Genomic DNA, 23,344 nt, shown 5'->3' with positions numbered 1-23,344 from the left:
ATCAAATATCCAATAGTTCAAACTTGCCAGTCAATGGGGCACACTATAACATGGTCGCCTAGTAATTTAATTGTAAAATCAGCGAACCGACTGATGATTTCTGGAGAATAGTGCCGGGATGTCAAAACCTAGCTTAGAGTTAAAAGGCGCTTCTTTTACTCTTTCAGTGCTTCATATTAATAGCAGCGATTTACAAGCTGTCATGACTGAATTAGACCATAAATTGGCACAGGCTCCTCAGTTTTTTCTGGGTGCTCCTTTAGTCGTCAATCTGAGTGCCATTCAGCACGACAGCTTGAATTTAAGTGCGTTAAAGGATCTGCTGATCTCACGTCAATTAGTGATTGTTGGCATAACGGGCGCGACAACCGTACTCAGTAAACAAGCAAAAGACTTAGGCCTTGCCATAGTCAAAGCGGGAAAACAGAGCAGTACCCCGCCGCCGGCCCCGCGCCAAACTAAAATAGTGAAGCAAAATATTCGTTCAGGCCAACAAGTCTATGCAAAAAATGGTGATTTAATCATATTTGGTGCGGTAGGCAATGGCGCAGAAGTCATCGCAGATGGTAGCATTCATATCTATGGCGCATTACGAGGGAAAGCCATGGCAGGCGCCGCGGGCGATACCAGCGCCGTTATCATTGCCCACTCTCTGGAGGCCGAACTCGTTTCAATAGCAGGGCAATATTGGCTCGCTGAAAATCTACAACAACATAGCTCAGATAAAAGCGGCTGCATTCGCCTAAACGGTGAGTCGCTTATGGTTGAATCATTGCCCCTCTAAATGGCAGAACAAAGGATAGAGAGAAACATGGCACAAATTATTGTTGTCACTTCAGGTAAAGGCGGCGTAGGTAAAACCACATCGAGTGCTGCAATTGCGACCGGTCTTGCCATGCAAGGACACAAGACAGTCGTTATTGATTTCGATATAGGTTTACGAAACTTAGACTTGATCATGGGTTGCGAGCGTCGTGTTGTTTATGACTTCGTTAATGTGATCAATGGTGAAGCCAATTTAAATCAAGCGCTGATCAAAGATAAACGCTGCGATAAGTTATTCGTTTTACCCGCTTCACAGACCCGTGATAAAGATGCACTGACCAAAGAAGGCGTCGGCCGTGTTCTAGACGATTTGGCCAAAGACTTTGAATTTATTCTGTGTGACTCTCCCGCAGGGATTGAGCAAGGCGCTATGATGGCATTGTATTTTGCCGATATCGCCATTGTGACCACTAACCCAGAAGTCAGCTCAGTGCGCGACTCAGACCGTATTTTAGGCATGTTGCAAAGCAAATCACGCCGCGCAGAACTGAATCTAGAGCCGATAAAAGAATATTTACTCTTGACTCGTTATTCACCGAGCCGTGTAAAATCGGGCGAAATGTTGAGTGTTGACGATGTTCAAGAAATTCTGGCCATTGAGTTACTCGGCGTTATTCCTGAGTCACAATCTGTACTGAAAGCCTCTAACTCAGGCGTACCTGTGATTATCGACCAAGAAAGTGATGCAGGTTTAGCCTACAGTGATACAGTCGCACGCTTACTGGGTGAAGATGTACCAGTACGCTTTATTACGGAAGAAAAGAAAGGTTTCTTACAACGGATATTTGGTAGCTAATTATGTCTTTACTCGACTATTTCAAAAGCAAGAAAAAGCCTAGCACTGCGGTAATGGCAAAAGAGCGCCTACAGATCATCGTGGCTCATCAACGTGGACAAAGGGACACTCCCGATTATTTCCCACAGATGAAACAAGAGATCATTGCCGTTATTCGCAAATATGTGCCGATTTCTGATGATCAAGTTTCTGTGCAGTTAGATCAAAACGACGCCAACCTGTCGGTACTCGAGCTTAACGTCACTTTGCCTGACAGATAAGTCGATGACACAAAAAATGTCATCTTCAATTGAAGATGACATTTTGATGTGGATGTTTTTCAGCGATAGCTTCAAGTACGAAATATTAAGCACTAGACCTCAAGCTTTGCTAAAGCCTCAGTTGCTAATTCCCCTCGCCAACCGCATAACACTGCCGGTAAATCCCCTTGTTGCTTATCCCAACGCCATTGCAAAAACTCATGGATATGACGTTTAGAACCGAGCATTTCCTGCGGCACATCATGCTTTTCACATAATTCGACCAAACAGCTTTTAATCGCTTTAAAGGCCGATTTGTAGCCTGATTTTAACGCCAATACATCCACTAACTCGGGTAAATTAACCAAATCCGCAGTTTGTAGCACACGTAATAAATCTTTGCCGTGAATGCGTTTTTCCTGTTCGGTCAAGTCATTGAGCTTAAACAAATCAGCCGAAGTTTTAGGTTGCTTCTTCGCTAATGCGATAAGACCATGATCTTTGATCACAAAACCTAAAGCTAAATCACGGACTAAGGCTTTTTCAAGGCGCCATTTGGCGAGCACTTTAAGGTAAGCCAATTGAATTTCAGTGAGTTGAAAAGCATTTTTCACTTTCAAATAGGCTGTATCGAGATCAGGATCGGCAAGCCTGCCCTGAGTCATCCTTTCCCCTTCCTCGTATAACCAAGCTAAACGCCCTTGGGCGCTGAGTTTCGCTTCAAGTTGAGGATAGAGCTGATACAAATACAGGACGTCATTGGCGGCGTAGCTTAACTGGGCTTCCGTTAAAGGACGACGGATCCAATCTGTACGCGATTCACCTTTATCGATTACTTCACCAAGGCAAGTTTCAACTAACTTGGCATAACCCACACCGTGGCCCATACCACACAAAGAGGCGGCAATTTGGCTATCAAACAAAGGCGTAGGCTGACATTTGCCATAGTGCGCAAAAACTTCTAAGTCTTCACTGCAGGAATGCACTAGCTTAACGATATTCGGGTCCGATAACAGCGCCCAAAACTGGGCTAAATCAGGTAAAGCGACCGGATCAATCAAAGCTAAGGTTTTACCATCATAGGCTTGAATCAAACCTAACTTGGCATAATAAGTACGAGTACGAACAAACTCGGTATCTAACACGAGTATCTTACTCTGTTTATATTGGGCAACGAGGGCATTAAGGCTTGCTTCATCACTCACATATTGAAACGCTGACAAATTCTTCTCCAGATCCTGTGGGTCAATCACAGTCCATAAAAACAAAAGCCGGCAAATGCCGGCTTCAATCTTACGCGCGCTTAGCTTCGTCTCTAAGCTCTCGTCGCAAGATTTTACCCACGTTGGTTTTAGGTAACTCGTCCCTAAATTCTACCAGCTTCGGCACTTTATATCCCGTTAAATGAATACGGCAGTGCTTAATGATGTCTTCAGCGGTTAAAGATTTATCTTTTGCCACCACAAATACCTTCACTAACTCACCACTGGCGTCGTTTGGCACACCAACGGCAGCCACTTCAATCACTTTGGGATGAAGTGCGACCACTTCTTCGACTTCGTTAGGGAATACGTTAAAGCCTGAGACTAAGATCATGTCTTTCTTACGGTCGACAATATAGAAGAAACCTTTCTCATCCATATAACCAATATCGCCCGTAGCTAACCAACCGTCAGTGTCGATCACTTTGGCGGTTTCTTCAGGACGTTGCCAATAGCCTTTCATCACCTGAGGACCTTTACCAAACAGCTCGCCGGTTTCGCCTTGGGCTAATACCTTGCCGTCATCATTACGGATTTGGATCAGTGTCGAAGGTGCAGGAAAACCAATTGAACCGTTATAACCGTCTAAGTTATATGGACAACAGGTTAATAAGGGTGAGGCTTCCGTCAGACCATAACCTTCAAGTAAACGGGTTTTAGTAATGGTTTGCCATTTATCCGCCACGGCTTTTTGTACCGCCATGCCGCCACCGATAGAGAGTTTTAAGCGTGAGAAATCCAACTGGGAAAAATCATCACTATTCACTAAAGCGTTAAATAAGGTATTCACCCCAGTTAATGCGGTAAAAGGATACTTTTTCAACTCAGCCACAAATCCTGGGATATCGCGAGGATTGGTGATGAGTAAATTCTGACTTCCTTTGTGCAAAAACAGCAGGCAATTCACGGTCAAGGCGAAGATGTGATACAGCGGCAAGGCCGTTACGACAAACTCACTGCCATCGTTTAAAGCGGGAGAATATGCACCATCGGCCTGCAATACGTTTGCGACAATATTGCCATGGGTCAACATAGCGCCTTTAGAGACCCCAGTGGTGCCACCTGTGTATTGTAAAAACGCTAAATCATCATTAGTGACTTCAGGTTTGATGTATTGCATGCGACGACCCGTTGATAAGGTATCGCGCATTGATAAGGCATGGGGTAAATCGTATTTTGGCACTAACTTCTTGATGTACTTCACCACAAAGTTCACTAAGGTGCGTTTTGGTGCACTTAATTGATCACCTAAACTGGTGATAATCACGCTTTCAACGGGAGTTTGATCGACCACTTCTTCTAAAGTGCGGGCGAAGTTTGACACCACCACAATGGCTTTGGCGCCAGAGTCAATCAACTGATGTTTAAGTTCGCGCGGTGTATAAAGTGGGTTAACGTTAACAACCACCATACCTGCACGCAAAACACCAAACAGTGCAATGGGATACTGCAACAGGTTTGGCATCATCAAAGCGACACGGTCGCCCTTTTCAAGCTTTAATTCATTTTGTAAATACGCAGCGAATGCTCGGCTGCGTTCTTCTAATTTACGATAGGTTAGCGTGGCACCCATGTTGATAAATGCAGGTTGATCTTCATACTTAGCCACCGCTGTCTCGAACATATCGACAAGCGATGAGTATTGTTCCACATTAATTTCAGCAGGCACATCTTCTGGCAAATGATTAATCCAAGGCTGATCCACTACTCTCTCCTAAATCCCCACAACTGCGGAAACAATATCCATACAAGCGTCAAGACTCGATAAATACCGAGTTAAAATACCGGCTTACATTTTATAGTTATTAATTTACTCGTCATAAATCATACGAGCGTTTTAATTTTGATCATCATCACATAAAAAAAACAAAAAACCTAGCGTCTTTTTTATACCCATATAAGCAACCTATTAAACGAATTTGCGGATCAAACGTGCAACGCCTTCGGCATTGTCCATATGCACATGATGATCACCCTCAATTATGTGCTCAGACAAATGCTTGAACCACGTTCTGGCCTTAGGTATCGCGCTCTGCAACTGGCTGAATCCCTGTTTGCCACAAATTAATAAGGTTTCAACATTAATGTCCTGCATCAAGGCATCAACTTGGGCGAAGGTTAATCGTTGGGGTGAATCTAATCTTAATCGAGGATCACTACGCCAACCTATGCCATCACCTTCGGGCTGCATATTACGATCGAGCAACAAACGACACCAAGGTTCGGCAAGTCCTGTTAAATGTGCCCTCGCCCGCACCGCAGTATCTATACTGTCGTAAATCTTTGCCTGCCCATGCTTCTGAGTTAAATACTTCTCATGCTGATAGAAGCTTTTTTTCAATCGCGCCTTAGCTTGCGTTGGCAACTCAGACAAGGGGCTTAACGCTTCGATCAATACCAGCTTGTTAACCTTTTCGGGAAACGTCGCCGTATAAGCAGAGGCAATAATACCGCCAAGCGAATGCCCAATCATTGCCGCTGGCTTTTGCGGTAATACCGTTAACAACGCGTCTAAATCATACAAATAATCAATCCAATGCAGTGGATAGTGTCCCGGCCTATGTGCAGAAAAGCCGTGTCCCGGCCAATCAATGGCGAGCACTTGATAATCGAGTAAATGCGCTGCTAAGGGTTCAAAACTGTTGGCGTTATCTAACCAACCATGTAAGGCAAGCAATAAAGGTTTATCCTTCGCCCCCCATAATCGGCCCGCGACCGTAATATGAGGTAATACAAATTCGATTTGATTTTTGGGGGCGAAAGATTGCCACATAATGCCTCTGATGTCAGGTAATTAAGATGATTTTTTGACAAATTTAAGTGTCATACGGTCACTTTCACCGATAGCTTGGTATTTTTCTTTATCGGTATCACCCAAGGCAAAAGAGGGCGGTAGCGTCCAAACACCTTTGGCATAATCCTTAGTATCTTTGGGGTTCGCATTGATTTCTGCACTTTCAACTAAGGTAAAACCTGCTTTTTTGGCTAAAGCAACCATAGCAGCTTGATCCATATAGCCAGTGCTGAAGTTCATTCCTTCGTTAGCTCTATGCTCTACCACGCCAAAGATACCGCCGTCCTTCAACACTTTATAAGACGCGGCAAACACGTTTTCCAACTGATCTGTTGATGCCCAGTTATGTAGATTTCGGAAGGTTAATACCAGATCAGCACTGCCATCAGCGCCTAAATCCATCTTATGTGGAGGATCGAAGGTAACAATCTTAGCATTGCCCATGACGTCTTTATTGGCCGTCATCCACGCAGCATACTTAGTACCCGCGTTCGCGCGATAACGATTTCCGGGAGTATCTGTCGCAGGAGCCGTTTCGAAACTGGCTGCGATATATTGGCCCTCTTTAGCAAGATAAGGCCCTAATATTTCACTGTACCAGCCATTGCCCGGCCAGAGTTCAATCACAGTCTGTTTTGGGGTAATGCCAAAAAAAGTTAAGGTTTCAGCGGGATGACGATAAACGTCACGACTGGCATTTTTAGCCTGACGAAAATCGCTTTTTAAGACTTTATCTAAGCTTTCATCGGCATAGGTAACACTCGAACATAAACCAGCAAGCAGCAGACTGGCAACTAAGGTGACTTTTTTCATTGTAATTCTCCATGGATACCGAAGGCTTAACCTAGCAGCCAATGGCCAAAAATCCAAGGAATAGAAGTCGGAAAACTAAGCTTTAAGCGACATAAGTGGTTATAGCTCAAAGTGATGAGCAAAATCACCTTTACCTAAATCAACAAAGTTCAAAGCAGAAAAACGATGGGGAAAACACTAGACGACTGAGGCCTTAAACAAGCTTGAGAACTAACGACTTGCGGCATTATCTACACGGCGCCACGCAAAATACAAAGCGCAGGCACTGGTTAATAACCATAATCCCACCCAAATCCACGCGGGGATCCAAGAACGCTCGGCCAACATCACTGCATCACCTTGACCATCAAGCCCGAGCAACACTGTCGGACTCGCAAGTGCATTAAGCATGATAATCAAGCCAATAATACGCAAAAACTGAGTCAACATTTTGTTTTGACTGAGTTTAAGCGGTAACAACAAAATAATAGTCAGCACAGCTAAAATCGCTAACGTGAGAATATCCCTGCCCCAAAGCAAGCCGCTTAGCACAACTAAGGCACCTAGCAAGGCAAAACTCACGCGGATCCCCTTTGGCCAAGTCGCTAATAAATAGATTAAATATCCCCAACAGGCTGCACCAAAATACCCAGCAAAGCCAATAAACATCGGCGAGCCGCCTTGGCTAAAACAAAATCCTGCGCCGTTCGGAAACAACTGAATATGACTGACCACGCCCGAGCTTAAAATCGTTGCAATGGCATGGGACAGTTCATGAAAATAGCTTTCAAGCCATTTAAACGGCACGCTCAAATAGGGAATTCGAGTTATCAATAAAGCTAAAACTAGCTCGATAATAAACAAACCACGGCTTGGTACACCGCTTGTGGCTAAGCCTGTCAGTTTAGAAGAGGAAAATCGCGAGGTTGAACTAGAAGACGTTTTTTGATGCTCAAGCATACAAGTCCACACCCACCATTTGCTGAATTTCATCGCGTTTGGCGGCATGTTGGGTTTGTAAATATTGGGCAATCGCTCCCTGATGGCCGCGAGTATCTTGCTCATACTCGAGGTGCGCACCAAGCCTTGACTGTAAATTTCCTGCTGCGCTTTTACTTTTAGGCTGAGTATCTAAACTAAGGGCTTCGACGGCATCTTGCTCAATCACTGGGCGTGACGATTCAGGCGCAGTCAGCCCCTGAGCGATAGCGGGTCTATTACTCGCTACAGCATTCGTCAAACTCATTTGATTCACATTAACTTGCATCAAGAAGCCTTAAGTTTGCACTATTCATCGTTAAGCCATTCATCGTAAAGAATGCTTAGCATTAATTGCCTGAGATTCTATCGCAGATACTCAGGCAAAGAACAGCTTATTCACGACCGGGTAACTTTTTCCATGTGACTGTATCACGTAAGTACACAGGTTCAAGCTCATCGACCGAGGTTGTCAGTCCAGCTTTTATGCCTGCTTCAGCCAATATCAGCATAGCCTTTGCATCGGGATATTTCACGGCCTCGAGAGCTAAAATCCCCTTGCCGAGTGCCAGCAAATCGGGATAAGCATCAAAACCTGTGCCGCAGCCCACAATTGGCGCTTGAGTATCGAGCTGAAGTTGTACGTCCGCAGGTGAACTGACCACTTCTTTACCGACAAGCGTTGCAATACCGTCAACGGCCACAAACTGGCCCCAATACACTTCGCCCATGCGCGCATCAATGGTGCACAAAACTTGCTCGGCTTGATGCTCGCTAATCGCCATTTGTGCCATTGCCGCTAAGGTTGAAATACCAATCACAGGCAAATCTAACCCCAGTGCCAGACCTTGCGTCATGCTAGTGCAGATGCGGATCCCCGTAAAACTGCCAGGGCCTCGTCCGTAAGCAATCGCAGTCACTTTATCTAAGCGAATGCCCGCTTGCTTGAGCACTGAATCGACCATAGGCAGCAGACGTTGACTGTGTTCACGCGGTGCATCGGCAAGTTCAGCATAAATCTGACCTTGGTATTGCAGCGCAGCTGAGCAGGATTCGGTACAAGTGTCTAAGGCAAGAATACAAGCAGAGTGTTCATGTGTTATTGTCATTTCAAAACCGGATTAGCGGGCAAGATTTCGCATCAAATTTACATAATCTGTATTGCGCGAATATGCCATGAGAAAACTGGCGCAAATAATAACATCAAATGCCCGAAAACAAAGGGCTAAGCAAGCAACTCAGCTAAAATAGCGCTCGCATGATATTCAGTCGCAAATCTGGACGAGATGGATTTATGTGATCTAAGTCAATGATCAATAAACTCATTAATGAATATAGCTCGCTTGGGGAAACTTTTTCAACTTTGATTGTCAGAGCAGAAAAGTAAGGGGCGAATTTATCCCTTGCCATTCCCTTAGTATTGTACGATTGCTTTAACCCGCCTTCGATAAGGACATTTCATGTTAAACACGCCTCCATTGCGTCGCTTAAGACGCTTACGTAATTCAGAAGCAATGCGCGATCTGCTGCGCGAAACCCATATTTCGCTAAGCGATCTTATCCATCCCCTGTTCATTGAAGAGCACATCACCCATGCTGTGCCTATCTCCACGCTACCTGGCATCAGCCGTTTACCTGAGAGCGCACTGGCGAATGAAGTTCGCGAGCTTTACGCCCTTGGGATCCGTTATGTGATGCCCTTTGGGATTTCCCACACTAAGGATGATAAGGGCAGCGATACATGGGACGACAATGGTTTACTCGCCCGTATGGTTCGCACCATTAAAGCTACCGTGCCTGAGATGATGGTAATCCCCGACATTTGTTTTTGTGAATACACAGATCACGGCCATTGCGGCGTCGTACACAATAATGAAGTCTGCAACGACCTCACAGTCGAAAATTTAGTTAAACAATCAGTCACTGCTGCTAGAGCGGGCGCCGATATGTTAGCACCATCGGCCATGATGGACGGTCAAGTGAAAGCCATTCGCCAAGGGCTCGATGCCGCAGGTTTTGAACATGTGGCGATTCTGGCCCACTCAGCAAAATTCGCCTCTTCCTTCTACGGTCCTTTTAGAGCGGCGGTAGATTGTGAACTCAGCGGAAATCGCAAGGGATATCAACTGGATTATGCTAATGGTCGTCAAGCCCTGTTAGAAGCCTCATTAGATGAAGCCGAAGGCGCCGATATCCTGATGGTTAAACCCGGCACACCCTACTTAGATGTGCTCAGCCGTTTAAGACAAGAAACCCACTTGCCACTCGCCGCCTATCAAGTCGGCGGTGAATATGCGGGCATTAAATTTGCCGCCCTTGCGGGCGCGTTGGATGAGCGTGCTGTGGTGACTGAAACGTTTATCGGCTTAAAGCGGGCGGGTGCAGATTTGATTGTCAGCTATTACACCAAACAATACGCCCAATGGTTAACTGAAAGCCGATAGTTGCGTCGGTAGCTAATCAAAAGTTACGCTAACCGTTAAACCGATAGCTAAGCGGCTTGTTAAGAAAACAACTAGGTTTTGCATTTTAGAAACCCCATAAAAAACGCCACCTTTATTGGTGGCGTCTTTGTATTTAACACCCTGTGCTAAATCGCTTAAGCCTTCTGCAATCTTGCAAACAAGGCTTTCACTTTTTCCACTTTAGGACGCACGACCATCTGACAATAGGGCTGCTCACCGTGTAAAGCGAAGTAGTCGTTGTGATAATTTTCAGCGGGATAAAAAGTATCAAACGCTGAAACTTGGGTCACTATCGGCGCATCAAAAACCTTGGCTGCTGCTAACTGAGTCAGCATAGCGGTAGTTTGCTCTATCTGCTCAGCATTATGGGTAAACACCACGGAACGATATTGTGGCCCCTTATCATTACCTTGGCGATTAAGCGTAGTCGGATCATGACTCTCAAAAAAGACCTGCAACAGCGTCGTAAAATCAATTTCCTCAGGGTTGAACTCGATATGCACAACCTCTGCGTGGCTGGTTTGGCCTGAGCAAACAGATTTATAATCGGCATCATGGGCATCACCGCCAGCATAGCCAGAAGTGACATTCACCACGCCCTTTAGGCTTTTAAAAATCGCTTCGACGCACCAAAAACACCCAGCACCAAAAGTCGCAAAGTGATTCGGTGCTTGTTCAACAGCATCATCCATCCCTTTGAAAACCATAGAAACTGAGTTAACACAGTGACGGATATTGTTAGGTGTTAACATTTCACCTTCAAAAACATGCCCCAAGTGACCACCGCACTGGCTACAAACAATTTCAGTTCTGCGGCCGTCGGCGTCTATGTGGCGGGTTACAGCGCCAGCAATTTCATCATCGAAGGCTGGCCAGCCACAATGAGCATTAAATTTATGCTCAGAGCGATACAAGGGAGCATGGCATTTTTTGCATAAATACAACCCCTTAGCATCGTGCTCATAATACTCACCACTAAAGGGGCGTTCAGTGCCTTTCTCTTCGATAACATAGCGTTCAAAATCGGTCAGTTTATTCATATTAATGCCCTTTCGACTCACGTCGTTGTGTATTTCGATATTCTTTGATTAAGAAGCTGATTTATAAGGAAGCCAACATAAGACCCACTCCAAGCAAGATTTCTTGCACTCGGCTTCAAAATGCGGCTGACATCAATCCAATCACAACAAATCTAATGCCCATACTAACGGATTTAGTGACTAAAATCTTACCACTCAAGTAAGTACTAATATAAGTGCTCATATTAAGTACTCATATAAGCGACTGCATAAATGACGGAAAATACGGCAGTTGATCCAGATCACAGTCGCTGAGTATTTGCACCCACATCAGCGCACGGCTACACTTGCTGCGGGTCAAATTACAACTAAATATAACAAGTAGAAACCAAAATGAAATTAGAAACCATTGATTACCGCGCTGAAAACAGTGCCCAGCAATTCGTTGAATCACTTCGGGAAACTGGCTTTGGTGTTTTATCTAATCATCCGATTGATAAGCGCTTAGTTGAAGACATCTACACCGAGTGGCAAGCCTTTTTTAATTCAGAAGCCAAAAACGACTATATGTTTAAAAAAGAAACCCACGACGGTTTCTTCCCTGCGTCGATTTCTGAAACCGCCAAAGGCAACACAGTCAAAGACATTAAAGAGTACTACCACGTGTACCCTTGGGGCCGGATCCCCGATTCACTACGTGCCAATATTCTCGCCTATTACGACAAAGCCAACGCGCTGGCCGCTGAGCTTTTAGAGTGGATTGAAACCTACTCACCAGAAGACGTAAAAGCCAAGTTTTCGATGCCATTGCCAGAAATGATCGCCAACAGCCAAAAAACCTTACTGCGTATTCTGCATTACCCACCGATGACAGGCAGTGAAGAAATGGGCGCCATTCGTGCCGCCGCCCACGAAGATATCAACCTTATCACAGTGTTACCTGCGGCCAATGAGCCTGGATTACAAGTGAAAGCCAAAGATGGCACTTGGTTAGATGTCCCCAGCGATTTTGGCAACATTATTATCAATATCGGTGACATGTTACAGGAAGCCTCTGGCGGCTATTTCCCATCGACGTCACACCGCGTCATCAATCCTGAAGGTACGGATAAAACTAAGTCACGGATCTCTTTGCCGTTATTTTTACATCCAAACCCTGCTGTAGTGCTATCGGATCGCTATACCGCCGACAGTTATCTGATGGAAAGATTGCGCGAACTCGGGGTGATCTAAGCCTTAATTCAGCCTATTAATCCAAGCAACAATCGCAAGAGACTGTCAAGGATTAAGCGATTAAAGCGCCTTAGGGCGCTTTTTTTATGACATTCGCCACCTTCAAGGTAGAATAGCCGTTCTTTAAGTTATTTAGGACAAGGCGTTATCATGGCAATTCAGTGGTATCCGGGGCATATGCACAAGGCACGCAAGGAGATTGAAGAGGCAATGCCTCAGGTCGATCTTGTTATCGAAGTGCTGGACGCGCGTATTCCCTACAGTAGCGAAAATCCCATGGTGGCTCAGCTTCGAGGCGACAAACCTTGTATCAAACTGCTCAATAAATCTGATCTGGCCGATCCAGAGATCACCGCACAATGGATTGAATACTTAGAGCGTGAGCAAGGCGTCAAAGCCACAGCGATCACGACACTGCAAGCGGCAATGGTGAAAAAAATCCCTGATCTCTGCCGCAAGCTAGTGCCAAGTCGCGATAAAACCGAAAAAGACATTCGCACTATGATCATGGGGATACCCAATGTTGGGAAATCTACCATCATCAATACCTTAGCTGGCCGTGTTATCGCCAAAACCGGTAACGAACCTGCGGTAACCAAAACCCAGCAACGGATCAATTTACGTAACGGTATCGTGCTGTCGGACACCCCGGGTATTTTATGGCCCAAAGTGGATAACGAAGCGAGCAGCTATCGCCTTGCCGTCACTGGCGCCATTAAAGATACGGCGATGGAATATGAAGATGTGGCCCTGTTCGCCGCCAAGTATTTCTTAACCGCTTATCCAAAAGAGATTTGTGAGCGCTATAACTTAAGTGAATTACCCAAGGATGATGTCGCACTTCTCGAGAAAATCGGCCGTAAACGTGGTGCACTGCGTCCCGGTGGTCGCATCGATATGCACAAGGTATCAGAGTTATTACTGCATGAATATCGCTCGGGCAAAATAGGCTTACTCTCGCTAGAAACGCCTGCGATGGCAGAGCTTGAAAAGATTGAAGTCGCCCGTATCATGGCCGAAAAAGAAGCAGAGAAAGAAGCCAAATTGGCAGCAGAGAGACTTAAACGTTCAGGCAAACGTCATAACGACTAGTCACTCTGCATTTGGAATATAAGGCGCATAGTTTGTTAAAGACAAGATGCTGATGACTTTTATATTCCAGCTTATAGTGCTCATTAATCAAGTTTAAAGTTAAAGCCAGTATATTGAATATACTGGCTTTTTTATTAACAGAAACGGAAAGCTTGTGCTAAAAAACACTTTTACGCCAATGACTTCTGCGTGCCTGATATAAGCTCTCAATATCCGCCAATCATCATCTTGGCACAATACACCAAGGAGCCATCTGGATTTGACTGCATAGCAAAGGTGCTTTAGTCGCGGGATAGATCTACCACTTCTTTCAAGTTTTCTAATGGTACCCACCCTGATTCTTCGCTGACAGCTTTTATACACCATACCCAGCCATTCAACATTCGTGTGCCAATGAGTTGTTCCCCTTCATGCACATTAAGTTCTCTTGCCGTATAGTCCTCAAGCGCCAGCCCGTTGGCATTTTTTAGGCGCTGAATCACTTGACCAGGAACCCAACCAGCATCTTGCCCTGGCGTAGTGCAAAGGAACCAGAGATCCCAGCCTTCAGGGCCTGCATATTTGTCTCCAACGGTAAGAGGATCACCTTTTTTGAACGTAATGGGGTTAGGAAACTCACTTTCATGTGGATTGACAACGATATATTTCTTAGTAATCATGTATTCAGTTAACCTTTTGATAAATATTAGTAAAAATTAACTTTATTCGCTTATTAAAGCACGCCCAATTAACGCTCAGTTTGAGTGAAACTTATCAGTTTTCTATCAGACATACTATCCGACAACATACGCATGCACAGTTTTCAAACCAATTATCAGCATAAAAAACTGTAATATTTTGATTTTAAATACGATGACAATAAACTGCATTGTGAGTAGGAAAATGCCAGTTAGCGTAATATGAAGGTATATTCAGTTAGCCAAAAACCGCGCCAATTTGCACGCGGTTTTCAATGGAAATTAACAGCAAGCTAATGAATAATTACAACTTTTTTAACTTATTTTAAGGTCTTCCAAAACATGATCTGCAGCCTGGAATGCCAACGCTGCCAAAGTGAGGGTTGGATTACCCGTTGCAACTGTTGGAAACACTCCGCTACCGACTAAAAACAGATTGCTATGGTCCCAAGATTGCTGACGAGGATTCACCACCGACGTATCTCTGCAGTCCCCCATTCGATACGTCCCCACAATGTGTCCAGCACCGTAAAACGTAAAATTATGGCCCTGATATTCAAAATTATTCGACGTTACTTGACTCTTATCACCATAAAATACCGGCGCAGGCGGAGCCTTGGTATATTCCCGCGCATCAAGGGCGTCAAAGAGTTTGGTCGAAATATCTTTAGCCGACACGAACGCATTGCGCACATAATCCTCCCGTACACGATAGGTTAATTTGGGGCGCGGCAAACCTAAGTTATCTTTCAGCGTCTCCGACAACTCGACACGGTTTTCCGGATCAGGTAATTGTTCAATTAAATAGCCCATACGAATTTGCCGTGTGTAAATACCATTCAAGGTATTCACCAGTGAGGCACCAAATAAGGCGCTATTCGCAGACATGGCGGGATCAAACCGTAATGGAATCCCCTGCTGATTGACAGAATCCCCATTTAATTGCGAATTATTTTGTCCAAATACAAAATCAGCTAAGGTCGTGAATGGATCATTTGCTGCCCACTGCCAACCTTCATTGCCGATTTCAATACGATAGGCGGCACGGTCTTTACGAAAGGCGCCATCACGTAAACTTTCGATACCCGCGGTAGATAAAGGCCCCCGAAAACCATAGACAGGATCTTTCGCCAGACCCCAGGCCAAATACATAATGTGATCCATCAAATTACGCCCCACTTGATCGCTATGGTTGGCGACGCCGTTCGGACAGGCTTTATTACGTTTAGACATGAGCAATAATTTAGGCGTCTCAATCGCGTGAGCTGCAATCACATATTTTTTACCCGTAACGGTACCGCCGCCCGTCGCTATCCCCCCGTGAGTTTGATAGGTCACATAATCAATACCAACAACATCCTTTGTATTTTCATCCACTTGAACATTTGTCGCAACGTGACGATAAAACACATCTACATTGCCGGTTTGCAATGCTCGCCCGAGCGTCACAGTGGCATCGTATTTGGCTTGGATAGGGCAAATAGGAATACAATTTGTATTCCCCGCACATTGACGGCGTTCACCCGGTAATGAATTGCGCCCCTGAGGGGTTGGCGTGACTGACAATTGAATATTGTCGTACACCATATCGCTCACAGCTTGTTCATATTGTTGATCAACTAAAGATGAAATAATGCCAGGCATTGGGTAATCGTAATTCGGCCCATAAACACCATCAGGTGAAACATTAAATCCGCGATAAAGCTGATCCATCGCCTCTTTGTCACCGGCGACGCCAATCTCATTGGTCGCCTGTTCATAATAAGGAACCAGCGCTTGGTAAAATTGTTTTCCACCGGGCCAATCCACGCCCTGCTTATACTGGGTTTGCAACTCAAAATCATTGGGCAATAAATGCAAACTGGTTCCTAGCCAATGCCAAGTTGTGCCGCCGCCAATGCGCTCATAGGAACTCGCAAAAGCAAACTTTGCTTCAGGGCTGTCAGGTTTCAAATGCTCTGGTTGCGGCGTGTAATCGAAATAACATTGCTTTGGATTACGCCATGCGCCAACTTGCAACACGGTATAACGCGGCACATTTTCCTTCGCAGGATCAGGCAATCCGAGTGGATTATCCGCCGTCGATGCCGCTGGATTTTGCGTAGTAGGAGGATAAGGTGATTCAGGTGTTTTGGCATTGGCTTTAAAAAAGGTTTCCATGTAACCACTGCGGTCAACCGGCACTTCCTGCCCTGCTTCGAGGATTAATACTTTTTTCCCCGCCATCCCCAGTTGATAAGCCATGATAGAGCCCGCAATACCAGAGCCCACAATAATGACATCGTAATTGGTTTGAGTGCTCATACAGCACCTCCTTGATGACCCGTATATGCCGACAGTACAGCAGGTGGTTTCGCCCAATAGCCATAGCGATAATTTGAATCCCCCATCGGATGCGCCTGCATAACTTGCCAGACTAAACCTGTGGTATAACTTTTAGCCGAAATCATATCGCTAACCGTGGTTTCCGGCTCTGTATCCGTCGCGGGAATAATGGTTGGCCATGCACCTGAGTACCACATAAAAATTAATTTACGACAGGCCAACACAAAATTAGCCCCGTTATCTGGCGCCAGCATTTGCGTGCCAATTTGTTGATCTGATAATTGCTGCGCTTTTAACGCCGCAAATTTTTGCAGAATAGTTGTAACTAAAGTTGGGTCCTTCGATTCTTCGGTTATTTTTTGCGTAAACACGGCTAAGTATTCGGATTTAATATCCACGGGATCCAACGTCGGGGCAAAAATACTGGTCGCAAAGCCGGTTAATACCGCGCTCAAACCAATAAAGTTATTCATAGTGTCGGCAGTCGCGCCTGTAATATCAGTCATAATGAGTTCCTTTCGTAAATTATTGCGCGCGTTGCAGCAAGTAAGTGAAATCTGCAAAATTACCGTTAGTGGTTGCCGCATTATTGTGACAAGCCATACAGCTGCTTGATGTTTGCTTTACCGAACCTTGGATATAAGTTTCGAGCGTGGTGTTCGCTAAAAATGAGGGAGCAGGCACGCCCGTTGGATCGGTGGGATTTTTGGCATCGGTAGGCCATTGCGTGCTGATCAATTCGTAGTTCTTCCATACCGATCCCGGCACTACAGCGTCGAGTGCTGCGTGATAACTGGCATTTAAGGCTTTAGCATCGGCAGTGATAGGAATAACGCGTTCAACTTGAGTTGGTTTAGTGTGCGGGTTTGCCGGATCCCACGGGCGTGCTGGGGGTTCATTCACTTTGCAGTCAGTACATTTAGGATCGTAAAAATTATATGCCGACAATGATGCTGACTCACCTAGGGTTGGCGCATTAGCGACATGTTCAAAGGTAGACCAAATCCATTGTGGTTCGTCTGCGGTTTTGTGGGCAATGTGAAAACCCACTAGACCGACTTGTTCAAGCGCACACGCGGGCTTGACCCCGTGTTGCTCTTCGGGATTGTTATAAACAAGCGCGTAAGTTGTATAGTAATTCGTCGAATCAAACTTGCCGCCCATTTTTATCCATGAGGCTTTAAGCATGATAGAACCTACCTGCCCGGTTTTACTGTCGCTCGCGGTAAAGTCGACATCGGCATTAAACTGTTTCTGTCCTTTTTTACTGTAGAGGTTATTGTCCAAAATAAAATTGAACATGGTTTCATTGGTTAATATTTCATAACGGGTATAAAGCCCGTTTTGATCAATCAATGGACCCGTTGTAAAAGGCTCGCCACTTTCATCCAACACATTCGGGGTCTTCCCTACTTGCGTTAAATAAATAGTCCCTTGAGGAATGGACTTGGGATCAATACTTTTGCAAACATCCGGCACATTATTGGACTGATCCCACCCAGGTGGTTTTACGCCATCGGGTAAAAAAATCTCCCGGCTTTCCTTCCAATGCAGCCACACGACTGGCTGGTTAGTTTTTTGTCCAATGGTGGACGTGGTATTAGGTGTGCCATCGGCATTTGCTGGCCAGTTAAGTGCAATAAACGATTGCCAAGAAAAATCATCAAAATCATGTTGCAGGCTTTCGAGTGAGAACGGGGGGTTTGCTGTGATTTCCAGTGGCATAACAGGGCTTAACGTGGGTAGCGTTATCGCTGTTTTTGTCTCTACTGGTGCTTCTGCATGTACAGCAGCACTCATACACAAAAAAAGCGTACTGTAGCTAAAAGATTTGATAGACATGAAATTAACTCTCCTTGTTATTGGGACTTATTCAATGCTTAAAACGTTTACAACTCCACTTTCTTTAACGACTTAAAATCAGGGCTTTCACAACACTCGCCACTGCAGGCGTGATGTCACAATACAAATAGCGAACAAAACTTGACCTCAACCAAATCCCAATAAATGGGTTTCGATATTAAAATTGAAGTTTGCTGTTTTGATCGTAGTCTCTGGCTCACTGAGCAGGTCTGAACAGAATGATTGATACGGATAAATATTAACGTCTTTCATTGAAATTCCTTTTCATGATTGCGTTTTATCACGATACCTTGAGCCTAGATAATCCATTGAGGATCACCTCAAATGAAACCTAGTTATCTCAGTGGAAGGGTTAAACACTCCTGTGTTCCCGTAATGAAAACAATTCTATGCTGCAGAAAGAAAAGTAACCTTCTGAAAATATTCCATGTTAAAAGATTGTTTACGTTTCACTTATTGTCAAGCGTGAGGCAGGAGGTTTATTTTTTTGCAAAAAAGCCCGCCGCACGACACGACGATAACAGCGGTAAAAAGCATAATGTGATATCAAGAGTTCAACATTGCTCTGAAGTCTGCGAGGACCAAGCGTGGACAGGAACTAACTAAGCGATCGTAAAATCGGTCGCAACTACGCGTGGCCTAATTCTTATTTGGTAGCCATTGATTCAACAATAACTGTCAAAGTTTGGAAGATTTCGACTCATTTTCATCATTAGATTCTGTAAAGAGTCACTCAGCATCTGATTATATGGCCTTGCTAATGACTTTATAAACACTTTGACTGAAACAGAACACAACTTGTTCTTACTGTTGAAACAGGAAATCTATTTTCTTGTACTGACGAAAACTCTAAGATTAAAAATGATGCCATTTGGGGATGCTTTGACCTACTTAGGTAGCCCTGTGAAATATGATCATATCGTTCCACTTGCTTCCCACAATTGAGCCGCAGTGTACCTTCACAAACTTGTTATTCACCGATGTTTGTGCCCATAACCAATACATTTATACCTTTATAATTCACTTGTTCTATAGGCTTAAACCCATGAGGTAAGTACAAACCTCCAGTTAAATCTTCTGTTTGAAGATATAATTTTTTCACACCTATTTTATGTGCTAGCGATATTATCTCTTTCACAAGTTTTGAGGCGACACCCTGTCCCCTAGCCTGCTGAGTGACGTAAACACCACCAAGCCAAAATTCAAATTCTGGGTATATGTCCATTTCTCGAATTTTTAGCTCTGCTGAACCAGCAAGAACACCATTTACTTTTCCAATGATCAGAATAGGCGCGGTATCTCGATTTATTGATGCAGAGACTTTTTCAACGACTTCCTCCTTGGTATAGCTACCATTGTCTTGGCACCATTCGTTGAAATACCAACTAGCTACCGTGTCTATCGCAGAGGGATTATCGGCAAGTAATGAAATTTCCATATATGTCCTTAGATGTACAACGATTTGATTTTCTTTATGAACAACATCTTACCAACTTAACCTTGTAAGGCAAGCAGCCCACAACCATTGATGTTTGTAGTCAAACTATACTGCGATTTCCACTGACTTTGGTTGATGTCCCGATAATCTCACTTAAAATACTATGTTGCTAATTTAATCCCCCCCCATTGATGGAGCACAGTCAAACTCGCCCGTAACGGGTTACCGTTTTTCAACTTTCACATCCTCAATTAATCTTGGCAGTGGCTTCACATTGTCAAACCGCCACAGGTGAAACATCAGTTTGTTATCCTTATCCCTTACAAAATCGCGATTGTCATCAGCACTACAGCCTACATCAAAGTTATGCAATCCATCTGCTTGAACAAGAGTTCGATTAGCGCTCGGTGCAAACACGACTCGGCCATCGCTGTTGTCCACAGTATTAGCTCGCGGCAGGCTTAATAGACAGCAAGCAAAGTTATATCTATGAATAACATTATGATGATGTTTACTTTGCGGTGGCTTTATTACTTGGCTCAACATCACTGCGTATCCGCAGGAAACTGGCAAATCTGGGTAAGCCATTGACAGTAAGACCAAGATATTTATAGGTAATGATAGTGCCCACTGCGGGGGGATGTTGGCGCTCTGCGAGACTAAAACCTGTGCCAATACTAAAAATTCGGCCGTCTGGCGTTTGCACTTTTAATGCGCCCATCTGCCCTGCAAATTGACCTTTACCAGGGATATAAGCGATAACAGTAGCTTCAGCATCATAATAAGGTTTTAGCTTCATCAAATGAGGATTGCGGCCACTGATATAAGTCGCAGAACTGCGATGCAGTATCAAGCCTTCGGCGCCTTTTGCAACTGAGGCATCGAGTTTTTGATACAGGGCTTCAAGGCTTTCTACTTGGAACTGCACTATGACTTCAAGATAATTCGATTTGCCACTCAGTTCAGTCAGCGCAAATTGATAGCGATGCTGAAAGTCGCCACTCGCCTTGGGGACATCGAACACCATAAATCGCACTTTGCGCCAATCATCATCCTTAGCCGAAGTTTGTCGAACTAAACTCGACATCGCTTCAAACTGACCTCGCCCAAGCCATAATTCACCATCGAGGGGATAATTCGGAAAATTCGCAGTAAGCCAAATGGGTGTGACGATGGAATTTCCCTGCCGAGTGAATAATTCCTTGCCATTCCAGTAACCTCGAACCCCGTCGAGTTTCTCACTAATCAAAAAATTTTGAATATTAATATCTTGCGAAGTTCGAGTTGCATCAAATTCGGTAGCAAGTTGTATGGCAGGTGGTGAGGTTTGTGCGTTAACCGAAAGAGTTAAACCGCAAAGTATAAGCAAGCTGAGCTTAAAAATACTAAAACGGATGAAATGATTAAATGTTAAATTTCGTAACGGGTTTGTATGAGTCATTCCCTTGTCCACGCTGCAATATATCCTTCATCAAGCTTAGGCCGCACGGCTAAAGTTGCACTAAAATAACCGCAAAAGTCACTAACTCCCTAAGTTAACAACGAATGTTGATGATCAAATTTGCTCAGTTAATTGTTTATGCACTTTTCATCTCAGGCTATACTGCGGCCAAATTTATGACTCAGTCAAATGTTAACAAAGACAACAGTAGGATTTATCCACCCTGTTTTGAATGAGTAAAACCTCAGCGCTTTGTCGCTAACGTCAATTGGAAACACTATGAAACCAGCCAATAATCACGGTATTAAGCGCATATTCAGAGCGACGGGATTTTCGATGAAGGGCCTAAAGGCCGCTTGGATCCACGAAGCCGCCTTCAGACAGGAATTAATCTTAACGATAGTCATGTTACCCGTAGCCTTATGGGTTGATATCAGCACTATTGAACGCCTTATGCTGATTTTCACATTGTTTATCGTGTTGATTGTTGAGCTATTAAACTCGGCGATTGAAGCTGTGGTTGACCGTGTCGGCAGTGAAATACACCCGTTAAGTGGCCAAGCCAAGGACATTGCCTCGGCTGCCGTCTTTATGAGTCTTGCGCTTTGTGGATTAACTTGGCTGGTTGTATTAACACCACTAGTGCTTTAATTCTTAGTTTCTAAACTGTCGCATGAGCAATCATTGAGCCATCGTCCCTTAAAAAGTCGATGGCTTGTTTGATCTGGGCTAAGCGGTCATTCTCAGCCCAATACGCAAGATACACATTTCGTGAAATGGCATTCGCGCCGCTGACGAGATGCAATTCGCCGCCGCGCAATGCATGTTGCACTAGATGCTCAGGTAAAAATGCGCAGCCGCCATTATTCAAGATGAAATCTAACGCAATACGTGCTGAACTCGTGTGCAGCGTTGGCACTGGCAGCGAGGCATATTCCTGTGCGTGAACAATATTGAACGCCGTACCCCAATCGACTTTTACATATTGCCCCGGCACAACCGCTTTTACCGTTTGACCTTTTAAGCTCGACACCAACAACAAATTAATTTGCCCCAGTTGTACTATCTCAAATTGATCAAGCTTTGGCGGATCGAATGAAATCGCAATATCTAAGGTACGGTCCATTAGCTGACGCGTCATTGCATTCGCGGGTAGCACTTCGGTGCGCAACGCCACGCCAGGTAAACCAACATGCAGTCCCTGTAAATAACCTTGCAAGTAAGCGTCCCAAATATTCGGCCCTGCACCGATGGCAAGCTGCGTTGTCTGTAACTGGCTGAGGGAAACATCTTGCTTAGCCCGCTCCCATGCTGTTAACACCGCCTCGGCATGACCAAGCATACGTTCGCCTGCTGGCGTGGGCTGAATATTATTACGTTGCCGTTCAAATAAGGCGACACCCAAAATGCTCTCAAGCTGTTTCACCCTAAAACTCACAGCGCTTCGGGTGAGATAAAGATTCTCAGCCGCTTTACCAAAATGGCGAGTACGGGAGACTTCGAGAAAGGTTTTTAGTAAATCGGTATCCATAAAAATTCTTGACCAACATAGGCAAATTTTTTTGATTTATAAATCAATAATACTAGCCAATACTCCAGTTGCAAATCTTTGTATATCAAAAACTAGAGGGTATCTGCCATGTCTGAACAGTCTTTTTTTAACGCTAACAAGGGTTCTGAGACGTTTAACGGCTCAGTTGCTGCCAGTTTTGTCTCTCAAAAACGTTTCTACGACGATGCTAATTTCCCCAAAGGCTTTAAACGAAGCGGCGATTTTACCAATAAAGAAGCTGAACTCCTTGAATTGCATGGTCATGCGATGAAGAATTTAGCGGAAGGAAAAACGCTGCCTTGCACCTCTGATGAAGCCCAATTTGTGGAAGTCGCCAAAGGAAATATCGCGCCCAGTAGCTTGTTAGAGCAGATCTGGGTAAAGTATCGCAGGCTCGCCATGGGGAAACCCTTTTATGCCGTGGTTGGTACAGTGCATTTGCCTGCAACCAAGCCCGAGATAGAAATAGAGGCAGAGGCTGTATTTGATATTGAAGATGATGTTCAGGATGAACCTGAACCCGAGGATAAAGAATGAAGATTAAGGTTTGCTA

At 44.6% G+C, this 23,344-nt stretch carries 23 protein-coding genes; 8 read left to right on the top strand and 15 right to left on the bottom strand.

Annotated features, from left to right (window positions below):
- Positions 1-118 precede the first annotated feature (118 nt).
- Genes minC through minE form a run of 3 tightly spaced genes read left to right on the top strand, consistent with a single transcriptional unit; the run spans position 119 to position 1,881 of the window.
- Positions 119-784, top strand: coding sequence for a septum site-determining protein MinC (gene minC, locus GWI56_RS09205; protein WP_006086392.1), 666 nt, complete (start codon positions 119-121; stop codon positions 782-784).
- A gap of 27 nt (positions 785-811) precedes the next feature.
- Positions 812-1,621 carry a septum site-determining protein MinD gene (gene minD, locus GWI56_RS09200; protein WP_006086391.1) on the top strand — a complete coding sequence of 270 codons (810 nt, stop codon included), beginning with the start codon at positions 812-814 and terminating at the stop codon, positions 1,619-1,621.
- A 2-nt stretch (positions 1,622-1,623) separates the two neighbouring features.
- Positions 1,624-1,881 carry a cell division topological specificity factor MinE gene (minE, locus tag GWI56_RS09195; RefSeq protein ID WP_028760193.1) on the top strand — a complete coding sequence of 86 codons (258 nt, stop codon included), beginning with the start codon at positions 1,624-1,626 and terminating at the stop codon, positions 1,879-1,881.
- 92 nt (positions 1,882-1,973) lie between these two features.
- Here the strand turns inward: minE and rnd are convergent, their stop codons facing one another.
- The 7 genes from rnd to tsaB all read right to left on the bottom strand — a co-directional run bounded on the left by rnd (position 1,974) and on the right by tsaB (position 8,795).
- Complete coding sequence (gene rnd, locus GWI56_RS09190) at positions 1,974-3,083, bottom strand: ribonuclease D (RefSeq protein WP_028760194.1); 1,110 nt, start codon at positions 3,081-3,083, stop codon at positions 1,974-1,976.
- 70 nt (positions 3,084-3,153) lie between these two features.
- Positions 3,154-4,827: a long-chain-fatty-acid--CoA ligase FadD gene (fadD, locus tag GWI56_RS09185; RefSeq protein WP_028760195.1), complete on the bottom strand. Its 1,674-nt coding sequence runs from the start codon at positions 4,825-4,827 to the stop codon at positions 3,154-3,156.
- A gap of 204 nt (positions 4,828-5,031) precedes the next feature.
- A complete protein-coding gene (locus GWI56_RS09180; RefSeq protein WP_198572731.1) occupies positions 5,032-5,895 on the bottom strand; it encodes an alpha/beta hydrolase in 864 nt (287 codons plus the stop codon).
- 21 nt (positions 5,896-5,916) lie between these two features.
- On the bottom strand, positions 5,917-6,729 hold the full coding sequence (locus GWI56_RS09175) for a class I SAM-dependent methyltransferase (RefSeq protein WP_028760197.1): 813 nt from the start codon (positions 6,727-6,729) through the stop codon (positions 5,917-5,919).
- Positions 6,730-6,939: 210 nt separating this feature from the next.
- Positions 6,940-7,668, bottom strand: a complete 729-nt coding sequence (locus GWI56_RS09170) for a M50 family metallopeptidase (protein WP_198572730.1) — start codon at positions 7,666-7,668, stop codon at positions 6,940-6,942.
- Positions 7,661-7,975, bottom strand: a complete 315-nt coding sequence (locus GWI56_RS09165; RefSeq protein WP_131525917.1) for a hypothetical protein — start codon at positions 7,973-7,975, stop codon at positions 7,661-7,663. The genes GWI56_RS09170 and GWI56_RS09165 overlap by 8 nt, the downstream gene beginning before the upstream one ends.
- A 106-nt stretch (positions 7,976-8,081) precedes the next feature.
- The gene (gene tsaB / locus GWI56_RS09160) at positions 8,082-8,795 is read right to left on the bottom strand and encodes a tRNA (adenosine(37)-N6)-threonylcarbamoyltransferase complex dimerization subunit type 1 TsaB (protein WP_131525918.1); all 714 of its coding nucleotides are present in this window, start codon (positions 8,793-8,795) and stop codon (positions 8,082-8,084) included.
- 351 nt (positions 8,796-9,146) lie between these two features.
- Here tsaB and hemB point away from each other — a divergent pair, with 351 nt between their 5' ends.
- Entirely contained in the window at positions 9,147-10,130 is a 984-nt protein-coding gene (gene hemB, locus GWI56_RS09155; protein ID WP_198572729.1) for a porphobilinogen synthase, read from the top strand.
- Positions 10,131-10,285: 155 nt separating this feature from the next.
- On the opposite strand, the gene GWI56_RS09150 is transcribed toward hemB, so the two are convergent.
- Positions 10,286-11,191, bottom strand: a complete 906-nt coding sequence (locus GWI56_RS09150; RefSeq protein ID WP_198572728.1) for a bifunctional methionine sulfoxide reductase B/A protein — start codon at positions 11,189-11,191, stop codon at positions 10,286-10,288.
- 372 nt (positions 11,192-11,563) lie between these two features.
- Here GWI56_RS09150 and GWI56_RS09145 point away from each other — a divergent pair, with 372 nt between their 5' ends.
- Positions 11,564-12,403: a 2OG-Fe(II) oxygenase family protein gene (locus GWI56_RS09145; RefSeq protein WP_113939512.1), complete on the top strand. Its 840-nt coding sequence runs from the start codon at positions 11,564-11,566 to the stop codon at positions 12,401-12,403.
- A gap of 150 nt (positions 12,404-12,553) precedes the next feature.
- Complete coding sequence (ylqF, locus tag GWI56_RS09140; RefSeq protein WP_198572727.1) at positions 12,554-13,495, top strand: ribosome biogenesis GTPase YlqF; 942 nt, start codon at positions 12,554-12,556, stop codon at positions 13,493-13,495.
- Positions 13,496-13,776: 281 nt separating this feature from the next.
- Here the strand turns inward: ylqF and GWI56_RS09135 are convergent, their stop codons facing one another.
- From GWI56_RS09135 to GWI56_RS09110, 6 genes are all read right to left on the bottom strand, one after another.
- Positions 13,777-14,154, bottom strand: coding sequence for an SH3 domain-containing protein (locus tag GWI56_RS09135; RefSeq protein ID WP_198572726.1), 378 nt, complete (start codon positions 14,152-14,154; stop codon positions 13,777-13,779).
- Between the two features lie 333 nt (positions 14,155-14,487).
- Positions 14,488-16,476, bottom strand: a complete 1,989-nt coding sequence (locus GWI56_RS09130) for a GMC family oxidoreductase (protein WP_198572725.1) — start codon at positions 16,474-16,476, stop codon at positions 14,488-14,490.
- Positions 16,473-17,003 carry a hypothetical protein gene (locus GWI56_RS09125; RefSeq protein WP_198572724.1) on the bottom strand — a complete coding sequence of 177 codons (531 nt, stop codon included), beginning with the start codon at positions 17,001-17,003 and terminating at the stop codon, positions 16,473-16,475. Before GWI56_RS09125 ends, GWI56_RS09130 begins: the two co-directional genes overlap by 4 nt.
- A gap of 19 nt (positions 17,004-17,022) precedes the next feature.
- Positions 17,023-18,339 (bottom strand): hypothetical protein, encoded by a 1,317-nt coding sequence (locus GWI56_RS09120; RefSeq protein WP_198572723.1) that lies wholly within the window; start codon positions 18,337-18,339, stop codon positions 17,023-17,025.
- Between the two features lie 991 nt (positions 18,340-19,330).
- A complete protein-coding gene (locus GWI56_RS09115; protein ID WP_198572722.1) occupies positions 19,331-19,798 on the bottom strand; it encodes a GNAT family N-acetyltransferase in 468 nt (155 codons plus the stop codon).
- Positions 19,799-20,309: 511 nt separating this feature from the next.
- On the bottom strand, positions 20,310-21,239 hold the full coding sequence (locus tag GWI56_RS09110; RefSeq protein WP_198572721.1) for a DNA ligase: 930 nt from the start codon (positions 21,237-21,239) through the stop codon (positions 20,310-20,312).
- 279 nt (positions 21,240-21,518) lie between these two features.
- On the opposite strand from GWI56_RS09110, the gene GWI56_RS09105 reads away from it, so the two are divergent.
- Positions 21,519-21,890, top strand: a complete 372-nt coding sequence (locus tag GWI56_RS09105) for a diacylglycerol kinase (protein WP_028760259.1) — start codon at positions 21,519-21,521, stop codon at positions 21,888-21,890.
- 10 nt (positions 21,891-21,900) lie between these two features.
- Here the strand turns inward: GWI56_RS09105 and hdfR are convergent, their stop codons facing one another.
- A complete protein-coding gene (gene hdfR, locus GWI56_RS09100) occupies positions 21,901-22,770 on the bottom strand; it encodes an HTH-type transcriptional regulator HdfR (RefSeq protein ID WP_028760260.1) in 870 nt (289 codons plus the stop codon).
- A gap of 108 nt (positions 22,771-22,878) precedes the next feature.
- On the opposite strand from hdfR, the gene GWI56_RS09095 reads away from it, so the two are divergent.
- A complete protein-coding gene (locus GWI56_RS09095) occupies positions 22,879-23,328 on the top strand; it encodes a DUF413 domain-containing protein (RefSeq protein ID WP_028760261.1) in 450 nt (149 codons plus the stop codon).
- Positions 23,329-23,344 lie beyond the last annotated feature (16 nt).

The sequence above is a fragment of the Shewanella sp. DW31 genome (genome assembly GCF_015767295.1).
GTDB classification, from domain to species: Bacteria; Pseudomonadota; Gammaproteobacteria; order Enterobacterales; family Shewanellaceae; genus Shewanella; species Shewanella oncorhynchi.
This window is presented reverse-complemented; position numbering and strand designations above follow the sequence as displayed.